Origin of the sequence: Bacillus siamensis (assembly GCF_051628075.1) — a bacterium.
Taxonomy (GTDB): domain Bacteria; phylum Bacillota; class Bacilli; order Bacillales; family Bacillaceae; genus Bacillus; species Bacillus siamensis.
In genome coordinates this window covers 1164123-1179272 of record NZ_CP155579.1, presented here as the reverse complement: position 1 = coordinate 1179272, position 15150 = coordinate 1164123, and the positions used below count along the sequence as shown (strand labels likewise).

General features: G+C 39.5%; 16 protein-coding genes and 2 pseudogenes. 5 read left to right on the top strand and 13 right to left on the bottom strand.

Annotation, left to right across the window (positions count from 1 at the left end):
- Positions 1 to 210: 210 nt before the first annotated feature.
- The 4 genes and pseudogenes from ABDB98_RS06225 to ABDB98_RS06210 all read right to left on the bottom strand — a co-directional run bounded on the left by ABDB98_RS06225 (position 211) and on the right by ABDB98_RS06210 (position 2186).
- Positions 211 to 476, bottom strand: a pseudogene (locus ABDB98_RS06225) (hypothetical protein).
- A 7-nt stretch (positions 477 to 483) separates the two neighbouring features.
- Positions 484 to 846: a hypothetical protein gene (locus tag ABDB98_RS06220; protein WP_069013278.1), complete on the bottom strand. Its 363-nt coding sequence runs from the start codon at positions 844 to 846 to the stop codon at positions 484 to 486.
- 131 nt (positions 847 to 977) lie between these two features.
- Positions 978 to 1098: pseudogene (locus tag ABDB98_RS06215) on the bottom strand (hypothetical protein); the annotation flags it as partial.
- Between the two features lie 710 nt (positions 1099 to 1808).
- Complete coding sequence (locus tag ABDB98_RS06210) at positions 1809 to 2186, bottom strand: hypothetical protein (RefSeq protein ID WP_438421655.1); 378 nt, start codon at positions 2184 to 2186, stop codon at positions 1809 to 1811.
- Between the two features lie 1216 nt (positions 2187 to 3402).
- Here ABDB98_RS06210 and ABDB98_RS06205 point away from each other — a divergent pair.
- From ABDB98_RS06205 to ABDB98_RS06195, 3 genes are all read left to right on the top strand, one after another.
- Positions 3403 to 5232, top strand: a complete 1830-nt coding sequence (locus ABDB98_RS06205) for a T7SS effector LXG polymorphic toxin (RefSeq protein ID WP_438421654.1) — start codon at positions 3403 to 3405, stop codon at positions 5230 to 5232.
- Entirely contained in the window at positions 5229 to 5585 is a 357-nt protein-coding gene (locus ABDB98_RS06200) for a tRNA-Val4 (protein ID WP_438421653.1), read from the top strand. Before ABDB98_RS06205 ends, ABDB98_RS06200 begins: the two co-directional genes overlap by 4 nt.
- A gap of 530 nt (positions 5586 to 6115) precedes the next feature.
- Positions 6116 to 6307: a hypothetical protein gene (locus tag ABDB98_RS06195; RefSeq protein WP_438421652.1), complete on the top strand. Its 192-nt coding sequence runs from the start codon at positions 6116 to 6118 to the stop codon at positions 6305 to 6307.
- Between the two features lie 35 nt (positions 6308 to 6342).
- On the opposite strand, the gene ABDB98_RS06190 is transcribed toward ABDB98_RS06195, so the two are convergent.
- Genes ABDB98_RS06190 through ABDB98_RS06180 form a run of 3 tightly spaced genes read right to left on the bottom strand, consistent with a single transcriptional unit; the run spans position 6343 to position 8117 of the window.
- Positions 6343 to 6939 carry a hypothetical protein gene (locus tag ABDB98_RS06190; protein ID WP_438421651.1) on the bottom strand — a complete coding sequence of 199 codons (597 nt, stop codon included), beginning with the start codon at positions 6937 to 6939 and terminating at the stop codon, positions 6343 to 6345.
- On the bottom strand, positions 6936 to 7766 hold the full coding sequence (locus ABDB98_RS06185) for an ImmA/IrrE family metallo-endopeptidase (RefSeq protein ID WP_438421650.1): 831 nt from the start codon (positions 7764 to 7766) through the stop codon (positions 6936 to 6938). Before ABDB98_RS06185 ends, ABDB98_RS06190 begins: the two co-directional genes overlap by 4 nt.
- A 15-nt stretch (positions 7767 to 7781) precedes the next feature.
- Positions 7782 to 8117 carry a helix-turn-helix domain-containing protein gene (locus ABDB98_RS06180; protein ID WP_438421649.1) on the bottom strand — a complete coding sequence of 112 codons (336 nt, stop codon included), beginning with the start codon at positions 8115 to 8117 and terminating at the stop codon, positions 7782 to 7784.
- Positions 8118 to 8816: 699 nt separating this feature from the next.
- Between ABDB98_RS06180 and ABDB98_RS06175 the strand changes: the two genes are divergently transcribed.
- Together ABDB98_RS06175 and ABDB98_RS06170 are read left to right on the top strand one after the other, a co-directional pair.
- Positions 8817 to 9326: a hypothetical protein gene (locus ABDB98_RS06175; protein WP_438421648.1), complete on the top strand. Its 510-nt coding sequence runs from the start codon at positions 8817 to 8819 to the stop codon at positions 9324 to 9326.
- A gap of 17 nt (positions 9327 to 9343) precedes the next feature.
- A complete protein-coding gene (locus ABDB98_RS06170) occupies positions 9344 to 9538 on the top strand; it encodes a hypothetical protein (RefSeq protein WP_063095592.1) in 195 nt (64 codons plus the stop codon).
- A gap of 33 nt (positions 9539 to 9571) precedes the next feature.
- Here ABDB98_RS06170 and ABDB98_RS06165 read toward each other — a convergent pair whose 3' ends face one another.
- Genes ABDB98_RS06165 through ABDB98_RS06140 form a run of 6 tightly spaced genes read right to left on the bottom strand, consistent with a single transcriptional unit; the run spans position 9572 to position 15149 of the window.
- A complete protein-coding gene (locus tag ABDB98_RS06165; protein WP_438421647.1) occupies positions 9572 to 10729 on the bottom strand; it encodes an N-acetylmuramoyl-L-alanine amidase in 1158 nt (385 codons plus the stop codon).
- A gap of 45 nt (positions 10730 to 10774) precedes the next feature.
- Positions 10775 to 11197 carry a phage holin family protein gene (locus ABDB98_RS06160; protein ID WP_003155834.1) on the bottom strand — a complete coding sequence of 141 codons (423 nt, stop codon included), beginning with the start codon at positions 11195 to 11197 and terminating at the stop codon, positions 10775 to 10777.
- A 34-nt stretch (positions 11198 to 11231) separates the two neighbouring features.
- A complete protein-coding gene (locus tag ABDB98_RS06155) occupies positions 11232 to 11453 on the bottom strand; it encodes a hypothetical protein (protein WP_063095599.1) in 222 nt (73 codons plus the stop codon).
- 13 nt (positions 11454 to 11466) lie between these two features.
- A complete protein-coding gene (locus tag ABDB98_RS06150) occupies positions 11467 to 11634 on the bottom strand; it encodes an XkdX family protein (RefSeq protein WP_014471524.1) in 168 nt (55 codons plus the stop codon).
- An 18-nt stretch (positions 11635 to 11652) separates the two neighbouring features.
- Complete coding sequence (locus ABDB98_RS06145) at positions 11653 to 11940, bottom strand: hypothetical protein (RefSeq protein ID WP_007408580.1); 288 nt, start codon at positions 11938 to 11940, stop codon at positions 11653 to 11655.
- 11 nt (positions 11941 to 11951) lie between these two features.
- Positions 11952 to 15149, bottom strand: a complete 3198-nt coding sequence (locus ABDB98_RS06140) for a phage tail spike protein (RefSeq protein ID WP_438421646.1) — start codon at positions 15147 to 15149, stop codon at positions 11952 to 11954.
- Between the last annotated feature and the right edge of the window lies 1 nt (position 15150).

Genomic DNA, 15150 nt, shown 5'->3' with positions numbered 1-15150 from the left:
CAATAATTTTCCTTTGAAATGTTTTCCGTGACAGTTAGGAAATCAGCTGAAAGGTGCTAACTGTAAACAACGAGAGTCAATCAATCGAACAGAAATGTTTACTGCCTCGACGAAGGCGGTCAAGGCCCTCACTCATTTACTGAGCCCGATAAAATGCGCCGCCCTCTAATGAAAATAAAACCAGAATCCTAACTCCACATCGAATCCCCCTTATTTGATGTGACATGTAGCTGATTCAAATGATCCGATGTAGTTCCGCTTGCCGGAGTCAAGAGTTCCCTTTCCGGTCTTATTCCGGATTGTTTTCACGTTGAATAATTTCAGAGGTGTTGCCGTTTTATAGCTGCCCTGCTGTGCTTCTTGTATAAGTCGCGGACACGGCCGCTCTACCCGGATGCATTTTGCCAGCCGGACCAAGCTGCGGAAGCAGACGGCGCAACGGCTGCCGCTCCCGTTAGTAATACCGCTGATAGAATTTCCTTGTTATTGCTTCTCCTGCTTTTTGTATTCTGCGATTTCCTTAGGGGTGGCCATCCGGATTCCGTCTGTGTCTGTCCTGTTTGCCGCTTGAACGCCTTCCATGTTTTTCACCTCGCCGACTACTCCCAAATGCTTTAAATACACATGATCACCAATCTTGAAACGATTCTGTTTGGCCCGCTCCTCGATCACGCTCCTGTATTCAGTTGCGGCTTTCTTTTTTAAATCAGCCAGACACTTTTCACAAAGTGTTACTGTTACAGAATTACCGTTAAAATCAGTAAACGAAACCGCTCTGACAGATTTCTTTTCCGGGTGCATCGTGCATGTTTTCTTCATAGGCGATGGCCGTGTAAATTTAATCATTCCGCTTCCTCCTCAAAACATGTCTTTTCGCCCCTCTGACATAACAGCGGATGAATGGGAAGTTTCCATGGAGATTGCCTTTCCTTCGCCGTCTGACGGATATTCATACATCCTGCATAGCTGTAAGCCTATATTTCTTTATATTCCCAATGCTCGCCGGATTTCCCTGTTATGATGAAGTTTCTAAAGCTGTTGACCAATTGCCGCATGTTGGCTCCATGCGAAAAGGCCGTATCCCAATTCATATGGGTAATTTTCAGCCCTCTAATATGTGTGTATGCTTTTTAAAGGAGGTGCATCACATGATGTTCTAACAACCAATCCAACTTAAACAAAGTGATTTAGTCGACAATTCAGGAGCAATAAGAACGGTGAATCTAAAAACAATTGATCTTTTTGAATATGGATTGTTAATTTCCCAAATTAATAAGATAAATAAAAATAGACCCCCTCACAGTTATGGTGAGGGGGTCTATGCGGCCGATATTTCTTTATTGAACGACAAATGTCTGCATGCCAATACCGTCTGCAGATATACTTTTTCTAGATTGAAATATTTTAAGCATGGATAAGGTAACAACTGAAATAAACGAAGAGATGCAAAAATGGATTGATGAGGTGATGATTTTCCCTTAAAAAGGAAAAGAATTAAACAAGGAGTTAGATGGTTTAAATTAAGTCCTTCAGAGCGATGGTGAAGAAACATAAAGAACTTGCTTAATGCTGATTTTTTATCCTTTAATGCTCCGCTTTATTTTTCACTTTTGTTATTAAGATAAGAGAACCACAATAAACTTATGAACCCAGCGGCTCCTATAATTGTAGATATAATGTAAGTCCAATTAAGTAAATCCATAAACTTTCTCCTCTAAGAAAAAATTTCAATACGTCTAAATAAAATGATTATTTCATAACTGTAAGGAATTTTAACATTTTATGTTTTTTCCTGATTAATAAATTCTTTAGTCTTTCTCAAATTTTTTTATTCTGCTTAACATTTTCCTATCATTTTCCGAAGCTCTTTTCAGCGATTTTTTCTCATATGATGTTCCTTTATTAATCACAACAAAATCAGAATTATTTTGCACATAAACTTGAGAGTCAGATGATTCATAGTAACCCGTAACGTTTTCTAAAACCGTCTTGGAATTGTCTTTATGATATAGATTATAGTTGACCGGCGGTCTGCTGATTGCAAATTTCCCAAAAACAGCAACATCATCCTTACCGGGAGTATGGCTCGCTCCTTTAATAAATATTACGCTAAATATTAAAATCAAAAAAATTGCAATTAAAGTTCCTGCAAACATAAATTTTTCGTTTCTTTTCCAGTTCAACATAAACAACCCTTTTCTTTATCATGCCGTGTTGATATAAGTAAATTTCACAATTTATGTACTAACAAATTTAAACAAGCAGCTTCCATTCAACATACTTAAATCGCTGCTGATAAAGGTCCTCCAGGCAAAACATTCAACAAATTTTGATAATAGTTAAGCTGTTCGTTATTGCTTTTTCTTGTTTGTTGACATTCTATCTTGTTGTCAGCTGCCGGGACTTGGTAAGAAGTGCTTGATCTTCTTTCATATCGCCTAAGTATAAATCTTCGGATATGTGATGAAATGAATACCACAAGGCGTTCAACGTCTTGGGTTCATCGATAAACGAAGATAATGCTTTAAAGGATTCTTTACGTAACCCTTTTTCTTTGAGAGAGCAAAACTTTTTAAATAATGGGTATTCATCCAGTCTGTCATTTTTTAAGATATGAGTTAAGACATGTATCATGGTTCACATCTCTCTTTGCCTGAAGTAAACTTAAATAATTTGAAATACGACATACAATGCAACTTCAGCTACAAGCAAATAAATCATATATCTAGCATAATTTAATACATCTTCATCAGTATTTTTCTCTTTTTTAAAAGTCCATGCAAATAACCCTAATACAGTTGCCACTAACACGATTTCAATTATTGTTAAAATTGAAATACCTTCCTCCTAAAAAAGAACAGGATAAATAGACTTATGTTAATTTTCATTGAATTAAGTCTCTCCAGTGAGGATGTATCTTATGAAAAATTTCCATTTCTTCATGTTCATCACCTTCAATGAGTTCAAAGCCGCCCGGTACATTATACATTATTTTCCGTTAACATATCAATTCCGGTTAATAACACACCTTTATCCTGAATTACACCATTTTCATCTTTTACCCACTACAATTCATTATCTAATAATACTGTACCTTTAAATCGAAATTGTTTCATAATTATTTCTCCTTATCAAATTAATCTTACCTTTAATGTGACTGTTCCAACCATTTTAACCCGCTTACTCTTTCCAATTCACTTAATTCAAAACGCTGCCGAGTAATTCCCTGCACTCCGGTTGCTCATCCATAAACTCTCTTCTCAAATGCTTAATCACATAATTATAAGGACAAAGAATTAGGTCATATGATTCATTTTTCCATTTTAGATAGTACATTGACCTTATTCCTCATTCCTCCATGGTAAAATCTTGTTGAAATATTTCGAATGAAAGGATATGGTCATGAAAGTTTTCGAAGCAAACAGCCTGCTGGCCGCTGCCAAACAGCGCGCGGGTGAATATAAAAAACTGCGCGGTCAGATGGCCAACCTGAAAAAAGCGTTTCAAGGCATGGCTGATCTTGGTGACAATGATTTCTCAGGCCGGGGAGCAAATAACATTAAAGCTTTTTTCAAGGACCACGCCGGCGTCACAGACAGCTGGCTTGATCTGATCGATATGAAAATCGCATTTCTCACAAGCCTTCCCGGTAAGGTCGAAGATGCCGGACTTTCCAATTCGCATGTAGAAGAATCATTTCTGGAACACGAGCTCACCCATGCCCTCAGTAAATCAAAGGCGATTATGGAAGAGCAGAAAAAGGACATGCGCTCCATCCTCGGAGAGATCGAAGACATCATCTCCCTCGAATTGTTTTCAACGGAAAGCACAGATCAGAAGCTTTCTTCAGCTGACAAAAAAAGAAGCGAAACGATACATAAACTCGGCAAACTTGATCACGATCTAACGAAAGAATACGCAGAAACCGAAGTGAACGAACAGTTCATTCAAGCTGACTTCCAGCAGCTCCAAAACGCCACAGGCAAAGGAAAAAGCGCCACGCCGCTTCACTACAACGCCAAAGCGTACCGAGAAAGCGACATCCATAAGAAAAAAGGTGATATCGCAAGACATTCGGATGCTTATTTGACGATTAAAAAGGAAGAGGCGAAAGAGCGGGAAATCAAGGATCTGAAGAAAAAGCTGGCTGATGGTGTCACCGATCCGGATGAGTATTTGGAAATCGCGAAGAAGATCGGCTATGAAAACCTTGAACCCGCTCAGGTGGAATATGTGATGCAGCTTGAACAAGCAAAACAACTCGAAGAAGTCGGCGAAACGGCTTGGGACATCGTCAAAGGAATAGGCGTCGGCCTTTATGATGTCGGAAAAGACACCGTAACCGGCGTCAAAGATCTGGCTGTCGGCGCATGGGATTTTTATCATCTCTCTGATGAACAAAAAGTCGCTAAAACCATATCGGCTGTACTGAACACGCCCTCTTACGCAAAAATCATATGGACAAACCTGGCGGATTCATGGAATGATAAAATGGTTAACGGGGATGCGTATTCAAGATCACATTACATCACCTACGCCATCGGGAGCATCGTCGGACTAAAAGGTTCCGGCTCAGCTGTAAAAGTAACAAGCAAGCTCGCTAAAACAGGCGCCTCTAAAGTGGATAACGTCTTGGAAGCCGGAGAAAAAGCGGCTGCAAAACATGTAAAAACCGGGATTGAAAAAGGAAAAGGCTATATCAATTCCGTTTCGAAAAACAAGTACGAACCCGCGCTTGCCGGAATAGCACAGGATATTGAAAATACTCACAATGTGAAGAATACGCCTTTGTTGAAAAGTGTTATTGAAGATCAAAAAGAGAGTGTGCTCAGGCAATCTGTCAATTCAAATGGTATTAATAAGAAAACGATAAAGCACGTATATCATGGTGAAGTTAATAGGAAAAATAAAGCTGTAGGTTATCATCATGAGAGTATGATGGGTGGCAATATAATACCTGGAACAGAAGAAGTACCTGATATAAATGGGGTATATAGAGCTAAAGTAGAAGTAAAAGGAATAAAAAAAGTAGCAAGGTCAACTTTCTTTCCAAAAGAATGGGATAGAATAAAAGTTTACAATACAATTTCAGAAGCTTACAAAAACAAAAAACAAGTACGAGATAATAAGTATATCGGCAAAACATCATCAGGGATTGATGTAGAGATGTATATTAATAAAGATGGCTCAATAGCTACTGCATATCCTTTATATAAAAAACCAAGGGAATGATTGAATTTATTATGGAATATTCATTTGAATGTAAAAGAGACCATTTAGGATACTTACGAGTAGTTCTCCCCACAGAGTTAGAATACTTTTCTGATTTCATTGAAGACATTGTTTCGGTAGATGAAGCTGATGAATACTTGAAAATGATTCAAGACGTATTGGATGGTTCTTCTGAAGAATATGAGATTCAACTAAATACAACCATTGCATATATAAAAGAAGATCAAACAGTCATAGAACACCTTTATACAGAAAATGAAAACGATAGAAGCTCCATGGAGACAGAAAAATTCAAAAAACTTATACTCGACTGGAGAGACAAGATCCCCCAAAGGTATAAGAGTGATGATTAAAACTTTAGGTCCCTTGAAATTCAAGGGACCTTTTTATTACCTTAATACCGCTTCAAGTTTCACTTTGTTTTCGATCCGCAGTTACTATCTGGAGAACTCATAAGGAACGGTCTGACGAATTTTCGGTTTTCAGTGCATAATAGCTATCAATGCCATTTCCTTGCCCTTCTTACTGGAATCATGTAAGCCTCTAGAGCCGTTTCAATAAAAAGTAAAAAACCCTTGCTACGCAAGGGTTTCGGCTATGATTCCGACTGGGCTCGAACCAGCGACCTCTACCCTGTCAAGGTAGTGATTACCTTCTGAGCTGTTATTTTTATTCCTGACAAATACTTATCTATCAAGGGATTGCAAATTTAAGATCTGATCTTTTCTGATTAAAAATAATGATTGTTGGCAAGTTTGGACAACAACTCGCCAACAATTTTCCACTTAAAACCAGAGATTGAATTCACAGCCTTGTCAATATTTTCTCCATTGATAAAAGAACATTCGTTCGCATATAATTTATTCAAGGAGATGAAATCAAAATGACCGATTTTGAACGGAAAGTGTATCGGATTATTTTTAACATGACCCGCTTCGGGAAAAATCCCTCCATGGAACAATTGAAAAGGAAAACCGGGAAAGATGAGCAGACGATCCGTGCTACTGTGAAAAGCTTATTGATAAAAGGTGAATTGAAGTGGGATAAACTACAGAAAAAGTGGATAATAAATTGAGGTAATTAAAAAAAGCTCACCGACAGGCGGGCTTTTTATTCAAGTTCTATTGCATTTTCAGTTATTGGAAACTTACTCTGTAAATCTGGTAATGCCATCGCATAAGATTGATACTTCTTAGGGAAATAACTACCTAGATTACGCATTTCTGTAAACAACTGATTACACTCATCTACATTGATTATTTTTTTTTCAGAATGAGCAAAATATAAAATAGCTAATGTGCCTCCGACTGCTTTCACATTATATTCCTTCGCTCTCTTTCTAGGACCGTTGTCGTCTGTTAAAAGAGCGCAATTCTCATATGAAGCATACACTAAGGAGGCCGCCTCACCATCACCTAATTTTGCTTTATATCCTAGCGTTCCAGGATAAGATTTTGATAGCATATAATAATCCCTAAGCATGTTTCGGCCTTTTATTTTTTCAATTTTAAGCCATCCTTCATCTATAGCCTTCATAACATCTTCTTTAACAATAGGATCTTCGTAGGCTTCTCTTTGAACAGACAGCATTATAATAGGTATTCCCTTTAAGGTTTCTTTTATCAAATAAAAAGAGCCTGTTTTTGAAAAATTAGAGAGAACAGTATTGTCTATTACAACTTTATCAGTCAAAAAACGGTTTATCATATTTCATCCCACCCCAGTTCATCAGGGTAGTTTTCATCTGCAATTTTAATATACTTTTCAACATCTAATTTTAATGATTCTTCTAATGGCTTTAAATAATGTTTTATCAGAACTGATCTACTAATGTTTGCTTTATGATATGACTTATATAATAGATTAAAGAACTCTTCTGAAATATACGCTTCTTCTGGAACACAAAAGGTTGAATTATCTAAACCATGTTCCTCGCAAACTGCTCTGAGTTTCAGTTTACCTTTTTTGCTTTGATTTTGATAATGCTCATATTCTTCCTTCGGTATTAATCCTAATATGTATAATCTTAGTGCCATTGATTGAAAAGAAACTTTATATTTAACGCATAGTTTTATAATGTCTAGCTTAGTTATATTATCCAAACTTTGACAATCGACAATTATACTTTCTTCTGGCATTAAAAAATGTGCAGCAAAATGATCAGCTAAAATTTCTTTTTCATCCCTTTTTGTTATATTGTCAGGATAGCAGATGTCTATTAACTCGTCTTTATCAAAGAGGACATGGGACAGCTCATGTGCAGCTGTGAAATTTTGCTGACCTTTAACTCTATTTTTATGAATTAATACCAGTTTAACATCATTTTCTCCTTTTTTTCTTAGATACATGCCTGTTGCAGCTGTACGACCCAAATCAAACGTTACCACAAAGCAACCCATTTTTTCTAAAAATTGAAAAATAGGACCTGTAATAGGCCCATCCTCAATACCAAATTTTTTTCTTGTTACAACAGATCTATCTTTTGCAATTTGATAATATTTATTGTCTTTATATATCGGAGAATGAATTTTCATTTTACCCCACCAACATTAATCAACTAGACTTAAATGCTTAAGTTCTTCAATTTTGCCAATTAAATCCTGTCCAAATTCGATTGCCTTATTTAATTCGGCAGGTTGTTTACCTTGAATTCTAAATCTTGCTTCAGTACTTTGATTAACGCTAGGGGCTGGTTCAATTCCTAATAAATATCCTGGGGACACATTTAGAGACTTAGCCAGTTGTTCTAATTGCTGTTCATCTACTTCTTCAGTTTCAGCTTCTAAACATGCAATAGTTTCTTCAGATACACTGGATACAGCAGATAATTCTCCCAATGACAATCCGCAGCGTTCTCTTGATAAACGTAATTCCTCCCAAAACATTTTCACAACCCCCTTAACTATAACTAAGATTACAATTATTTTACCCAATATCAAGGATTTCCAATCAATAAGTTTACACATTATTACAGTTTTTCAACTTGTTACATAACTTTCTCTAAGCTAATTTTAGATTATTTGTTCTTGATTAGCAATACTTTTGGTTGATTTATTTCAACTAATATTGTATAATCCCATATCTTGTGTTTTTATAAAAGCAATGTCTATATATTGTGTTTCAATTCTTTAATAACATGCCCCAAAACACAATATATAGACTCACGCCCTGTTTTTAGCACCTTTGATCAATATATAGTATCACCAAGCAATATTAGACCTGTCACTTATAGGTAGCATTAGTATTACAATTTTACACAAAAAATCCCTTCCGATTTACAGAAGGTCTTCATTCATCATAGGGACAGTACCTCTTCCGGCCAGCTTTCAATTCTTTTTAAGGGCTTACCCTTTTCGCAGCGCTCAAAAAAAGCCCTACTGATTACACTGGGCTTTTTATGTGTTTCATTTCCGCTTTCTGTGACAGATATAACAATCCTATTGGCATCCCTGAAACTAAAGACTCTCCTTTCAAAAGCCTTCCATACAACTTCTTAACTGTTTTTGGTAATTTTATGGAAATATAAAATTTAGCATGTTACGCTCAAATTGTTATAAGTATGATTCCATGAAGGGAGAAACCGAATGAATAATGTATTAGGGAGCTTCAAAAAAAGGTTGTCTATTGTCTTTGCATTAGTTTTGGCTTTGGGGTTTGCCTCTGTTTTCGGAACGCCGCCGGCTCAAGCTGCACAGCAGGATAAGTACCAAGACAAAAGAGAAGCTGAACGTCTTGCTATCGCCCTTTATGAAGCATCAAACTATGACACCGAGAATAACAAATATTCATTTGATGTTGATAAAGCTATGGCGGCGGGGGTTACTTTAAGTGACGCTGTCCAAATGAAGAATTACCTTGAATCCCTTTCGCCAGCTCAAGCGAAAGACATTCATGATCAGCAAATGGCTGCAGTAAAGGATGGGAAGAACCAACCGCAAATTTTGCCGATTATTGCATGGGCCGCAAGAGTATTGGCAATGGCCGGTCTTGGGTGGGCGGCTAAAAAGTTATTGGATATGGGCGGATATGAATTCTGTAAGAGATGGAAAAACTATAACAGTGTCACGAAATATGTTTGCAAATTCATAGGATGACATCTGGGAGTGATTAAATGAAACTGTGGTTTCTTTATGTATTGATTGCAACTGTGATTTCTATGTTTATACAAACGGGATTAGACAATGTCGGAGTATTGAACTTAAAAAATGTGTGGGCTGACTTTTTTAGCTGGCTCGTCATTTTCTTCGTGGTTTACGTATTAATTGAATTGGCGGGAAGGGCCGTTATTGGTTCGCGCAGCAATTAAGAAAAGCCCCTCATGATCAGAGGGGCTTTTTCATTATTTCAAAAGCGCTTCGATCTTCGCTTTCGTTTTCGGACCATAGGTGCCGTCAGCAGACAGGCCATACATGGACTGGAATCGTTTGACCGCATTTGCTGTTTTCGCGCCATATGCTCCGTCGATCCCAAAGTTTTTTGCGCTCTTATCCGGGTAGTAATGAAGAGCCGCCAGCGCCGTTTGAATCTGTTTTACGGCCTCCCCTCGGGTCAACGGGCTTTTGACTTTAAAAATACCCGCTGGCAGGCTGAATTTTGATTTTTGAGTGGATTTAGGCTTTGACGATGTTGCTTTCTTCTTGCCGCCGCTTTTCAGCTCGTTATCGCTTTTGATATAGGAGACATTCACATACCCGTGGAATGTCTGGCCTTTTGAATTGGTGTATTCAACATATCCCCATCCGTTGACAGTTGATCCAATCTGATATTTTACAACCGTGCCATTCGGCAGGTTAAGCACCATGGAAGAAGAGGCGCTCCGTTGTGTACGTAGAACAAGGCCATCGCTTGAAACCACCGTGTTTTTGATGAACCTTCCTGTGTCTGTATGGGTAACATCCGAATTTGATTCAGGCGCCGTTACAACCACACCATCCATTCGCTTTTCGACACGGGTCTTAAAATTGGCAAACCCTTTAGAGTTGCTTACCCATGGGGCCGGACAGATTTTGTGTGTAATGTCATAGTGCCGCACGATGTCATTGATCGGATCAAGTTTAAACTTCTTGCATAGCTCAGCACAAACTTGTTCTGCGCGGGCAATGGTATCAGGATGGAAAGTGCTGTTCTTTTCAATGCAAAGCTCCACGCCGATAGATAAGAAATTTGCATTCGGTTTCAGCGCCGCGACACCCCGGTAAGGCTGCCCGTTAACAATCTGTTGGACATCATTAGCATGATAAGCCACCTCATTCAACGGAATGATACAAATAGCCTCTGTACGATCGACAAAGATATGCGCAGATGCAAATGTCTGTTTCTTCTCAGACAGATTTCTGTTCTGGACGGGGAGCGTTTGACCAAAGTATCTATAATGGTTGGCAGCAGGCGCACCGGGGTTTGCCGTGTAATGCACCACCAGTTTCTTCACGCCGTTGTTTTTGATTCCCGGCCGCGTCCATTTGTTAATATCAATATATTGGTTTCTGTATACTGACATAAAATCTCTCCTATTCTGTTTTTGGATTCAAAAAAAGCAGCCGGATTAACCAGCTGCCTGATCGTCTTTTTCTTTTGTCTGATCGTTGTCGCTTTCAATTACGTGAAGCCGGTCAGTGATGACGGCCGGGATTTTAACGCCGATCTGTGCCAAGTTTTCCGTGATAGACAGGCCCTCATTTGCGATATAAAAAAGAACGGTCCCAAAGGTCAGAACACCGTTCAAATTTGTTATCGTATCAATAATGTTTGCGACGATGACCACCATAAAACTGAGCATCTTCCTTACATATCCAAACCACGCGCTGCGGCTCCGGAGCTGCTTCATTTTCCACGCTTTGATAATGCCGGTGATGACATCCAAGATGCTGAGGATTAGAAGCAAGTCAAGGTACTTCACCTCCCCGAAAAGATATGTTCTTGCGATCTGTAAGCTTTCAAAATTCATCCACACATGTATTCCCTCCATTTTGATCACCTCCTTCGAGGCAAAATAAAAACACCTATTCAGTTACAGGTGCTGGTTCACTATGGCCTTCATTCGCTGACAGTGCAGCATTTAATTGTTCTTGAAGTTCCTTGCGCTTCTTTTCTGCAAATGTATATAAAGCCTTGTATTCGGCGCGCTCCTTATTCTTTTGATTCAATTCTTCCTGGAGTGAAATGGAGTTATAGATTTCAATCTGTAGCTGTTCCTGAAGCTGCTCTTTTGTCATTTCTTGCATCCTGTTCCCCTCCCTATTCTTGATCTGGATACGCATTACCGCGCTCTTTTGCTGTAATTTCATCATATTCCGCTTGAGTGATGCGGCCTTTCTCAACGGCTTTTCTCATTTCAACGGTCAAAACAGTTCCATTTTTCCAGCAGTCTTCAAAAAAACCGAAGAGAACGCTTCGATTCTCCAATGAAATTTCCTCCGCTTCTTATGATTGATTCATTAAGAGATTGCAAACACGCTGAAGATCAAGAGTTCTGGCTTTCAAATTTTCCTCTTCATCAGTTTGAGAACCTTCGCTTTCTTCTTTAATACGTTCAATATCTTCCGTTGATAAGCCCTCAGTCCAGCAGTTATTTTCAAAATCTCTTTTAACCATAAAAAACTGTTCGGCCGGAGCTTCATAAAAACCTTCAGGTGGCTCACGATCTTCAGAATTCTGATAAAACACGCCGTTTACAAAACCTTCTTTATCAACTCCTAAAAAAGTTTTCATGGCAATCCCACCTATTTATCTTTTGGTCTAAAATGAATGTTGCTAATTGACACTTCATATTCTCGCCCGTCAGTCGGTCCATAAAATAGCTTTATATCGCCGCTCGGATACACAGTAAAACGTTCCTTTCCGGTTCCGTTCCAAACGTAAGCAGGAAAGATCTGCTGATACTCCGGTGCAACTTCTTCAGGCAGACTGCAAATTACATAATCACGCAGTTCCCCAGCACCCATTTTCCTCAAAAAGCCCCGCAACATTACATCGCCGCTTTCATTAATTCGATATCTAACTGGACCAAAAGAGCCTCCTTTACTTGCGAAAGGGCTCATAACCTGCAAATATTCCCACCCACTGTCTTTATTTCTTATCACAAATCTTGATTTTTTGTGCTCCAAAACCGCTTCATATCTATCTCCATCTCCGCCGATGTAATTGACAGTATTTTTCAACTGCATAACAACCTCATTGTTCAGTGAAAAATCAAAATATGTGCCAGCTGAATCATGCGTATCATTTTGATTTTGTGAATAGATTTTCAGGGCCGAAGTATAAGTTTCTTCCGGAAATGTTTTGCCTCCGTCTATCGTAATTGTGCCATTCTCAATTAACACGCGGTTTATGTCATATTTAACATTCCCGCTTGTATCTTCAGCCTGCCTTCTTTGTGAGAATGACGAAGCTGTCAATTCTAAAACATCATATTTTAACCCTTCATTTGCTCTTTTTCTTTGATATATTGTGCCTGCTTCAATATAGGCAGTCAGTGAATCCGAATTTGAAATCGGCTCAAACCGGGCCCCTTTTATCAAAGAACCTTCTATCGTGATCCCCTTGATCGTGCCGGCGGTTATTTTATCAGCAGACAGATTGGCGATTTTTGCGTTTGTAATTGCTCCGTCAATAATATGTGCGGTGTCAATTATCGCCGTTCCGAGATGCGCCTTTTTAATTGCGGCGTTCGCAATAGCAGCAGATCCAACCGCCGCGTCTGCGATTTTCGCTGATGTTATCGCGGCTGATTGAATATTGGCGGAACCGACCGCAAGGTTTGCAAGATAGTTATTCGTGATAACCCCGTCAACCAAGGCTACGTCATAGGGACTGTAGCCATATTCTTTAATTACCGATCCTTTTCTGACTTGAACTTTTCTTACGATATAACTGCAATTACTGTTATCATCTGAACCACGACCGCCCAAACCAATTGTGTAATTATTACTGGTTTCCGGTGCCGTGAATTGTATATTCACTCTCACGAATTCATCAGCCGGGTAATTGCTTATGTCAGTGAGCCCGCTTGAATCCAAGGAAATAAAAGTGCTGCCTTTTTTTAGATGATTCCAAGATATATCTGTTGTATTATTTCGTTTTACTTCAAAAGACAGGGTATATACTTGATCTTTTATAAGCGACATCGTCTGTTTCACAGAAAGTTGACTTACACCAAAAGCCTTGGTCCCATCCTGAGAGATTGTCATTTCATTGAATTCTTTTTTGTCTATTGTGTACTTTGAGCCTGAATAGGCATACCACCAGCTGCTATCTATCAATGAGCCCGGCAAAATATTGGCATCATCAAAGTTTCTGGAAAGCTTATCAGCGTCAACGGCTAGCTCGGCCAGTTTTTCTTTTGTGATCGCTCCGAAAACAATGTCATCAGTCAGAATGCGCTGAGTGGTCGCGGAAAACTGATCCGTGAATTCGCTTGCTGTGCCCCGTGTGTTAATTGAGCGCAAGCGATAATACCAAACTTCATTTACTCCTGTAAAATGCTCGTATCCGCCTGTTTTGCCTCTGAAAATACGATTCTCTTTTAATGGGGTGAATCCATTGACTTGTGAAGCATACACCTCATAGGCTGCAATATAACTGGACGGATCATAGTCCCATGTCAGGGTCACATTCTGAAACATTGGCTTGACCACTACATTCGATGGAACAGGTGGGGCTTTATCAGGGAAACTGCCATCCGTAACCTCTCCGGCATCCGGTTTACTTTCCCAAGTGCCGCGGTTTTTTTCAATTACGCTTTCAATTTGATCAATCCGGCCGTCCTTTTGTAATGCTGATAAAAACTGGCCGATCTCAACGACGCAAGTATTTTCAGGGTCGGTAATATCGTATTCCATTGAAATAACGCGTTGCGATGTCTCGATTGGAATAGCGAAGTTTCGATCAATTGCGATCGTTGTATCTCCCAATTCCACATGTTCGTGTTCGTGTCCCGGCACGCTCTCAAGCAGTTGCACGGACAGCTCATAATTGATTTCTGTCTTGCATGCAGTCGTAATCAAATGATTATATGTGGCCTTTAAGAGCTCTTCCGGATCCGTTATATCTTCATTATTGAACTCGCCTTCTCGATGGATCAACTTCCCATCTTTAAGACGCCCCAATCGTTCTAATAAATCCGGATCGCCAACCCATTCCTGTCCTAAAGGCTTATCAACCGGGTCGCCTTTTGATTTTTTCCATTCTACTTCAGAGAAATCAATAAAACGGGAATAACCGCCCGTTTCCTCTCCTTCCTCATCCGTAGATGCTATGGATGCCCCGTAACCCCAAAGGGCTGTCACCGGGTAACTGATAACGGTCCGCCGGATATTTGTTGTATCCTTATCACTCTCAAAGCGCTTCCCGCCGTCTTTACCGCGACGGGGAAGTATTTTTATGATTCGTTTGACGACCTGATTTCCGTCAAATTCTATAGTATCCTGAAGTTCTCCGCCCCAAATATTGATCACGTCAGCGATACAATCCAGCGCTTTTTTCTTATAGAAGGTAGTCGAATTCACTCCAAGCTCGGCTGTTACTTCCGCCACCCATCTTGACCGAGAAAGAACGTTGTCCAGTACAAACTGTGCAGTTTTATTGGTAGGACGGAAATCTTTCACAAAGGTTTCCGCAAGCTCCATTATGGCAGCCTCACAGGTAACCTGGGTATTAACCTCTCCATCTTCGTCTGCATCATCCAATTCCTTGATGACAAACAGACGCAGTACACCGTCCTTATCCCGGAACACCACTTGATTCTCTTCGAATAGGAAGCGCGCGTCAGGGTGGGAGGCATCGGCTACAAAAGAAAAAGAAGAGCCCTTGTTGAGCTCTTCTTTGTATTTAGCATCCCAGAACGTACAGGTTTCTCGTCCGTGGCTGGACAGCACTGTCAATAATTTGTCATCTGGTGAAAGTATATAAATGTCAGCCATG

Excerpts from the sequence above, each read along its gene's own strand:
- ABDB98_RS06220 (WP_069013278.1), bottom strand. The coding sequence starts at position 846 with ATGATTAAATTTACACGGCCATCGCCTATGAAGAAAACATGCACGATG.
- ABDB98_RS06210 (WP_438421655.1), bottom strand. The coding sequence starts at position 2,186 with ATGTTGAACTGGAAAAGAAACGAAAAATTTATGTTTGCAGGAACTTTA.
- ABDB98_RS06205 (WP_438421654.1), top strand. The coding sequence starts at position 3,403 with ATGAAAGTTTTCGAAGCAAACAGCCTGCTGGCCGCTGCCAAACAGCGC.
- ABDB98_RS06200 (WP_438421653.1), top strand. The coding sequence starts at position 5,229 with ATGATTGAATTTATTATGGAATATTCATTTGAATGTAAAAGAGACCAT.
- ABDB98_RS06195 (WP_438421652.1), top strand. The coding sequence starts at position 6,116 with ATGACCGATTTTGAACGGAAAGTGTATCGGATTATTTTTAACATGACC.
- ABDB98_RS06190 (WP_438421651.1), bottom strand. The coding sequence starts at position 6,939 with ATGATAAACCGTTTTTTGACTGATAAAGTTGTAATAGACAATACTGTT.
- ABDB98_RS06185 (WP_438421650.1), bottom strand. The coding sequence starts at position 7,766 with ATGAAAATTCATTCTCCGATATATAAAGACAATAAATATTATCAAATT.
- ABDB98_RS06180 (WP_438421649.1), bottom strand. The coding sequence starts at position 8,117 with ATGTTTTGGGAGGAATTACGTTTATCAAGAGAACGCTGCGGATTGTCA.
- ABDB98_RS06175 (WP_438421648.1), top strand. The coding sequence starts at position 8,817 with ATGAATAATGTATTAGGGAGCTTCAAAAAAAGGTTGTCTATTGTCTTT.
- ABDB98_RS06170 (WP_063095592.1), top strand. The coding sequence starts at position 9,344 with ATGAAACTGTGGTTTCTTTATGTATTGATTGCAACTGTGATTTCTATG.
- ABDB98_RS06165 (WP_438421647.1), bottom strand. The coding sequence starts at position 10,729 with ATGTCAGTATACAGAAACCAATATATTGATATTAACAAATGGACGCGG.
- ABDB98_RS06160 (WP_003155834.1), bottom strand. The coding sequence starts at position 11,197 with ATGGAGGGAATACATGTGTGGATGAATTTTGAAAGCTTACAGATCGCA.
- ABDB98_RS06155 (WP_063095599.1), bottom strand. The coding sequence starts at position 11,453 with ATGCAAGAAATGACAAAAGAGCAGCTTCAGGAACAGCTACAGATTGAA.
- ABDB98_RS06145 (WP_007408580.1), bottom strand. The coding sequence starts at position 11,940 with ATGAAAACTTTTTTAGGAGTTGATAAAGAAGGTTTTGTAAACGGCGTG.
- ABDB98_RS06140 (WP_438421646.1), bottom strand. The coding sequence starts at position 15,149 with ATGGCTGACATTTATATACTTTCACCAGATGACAAATTATTGACAGTG.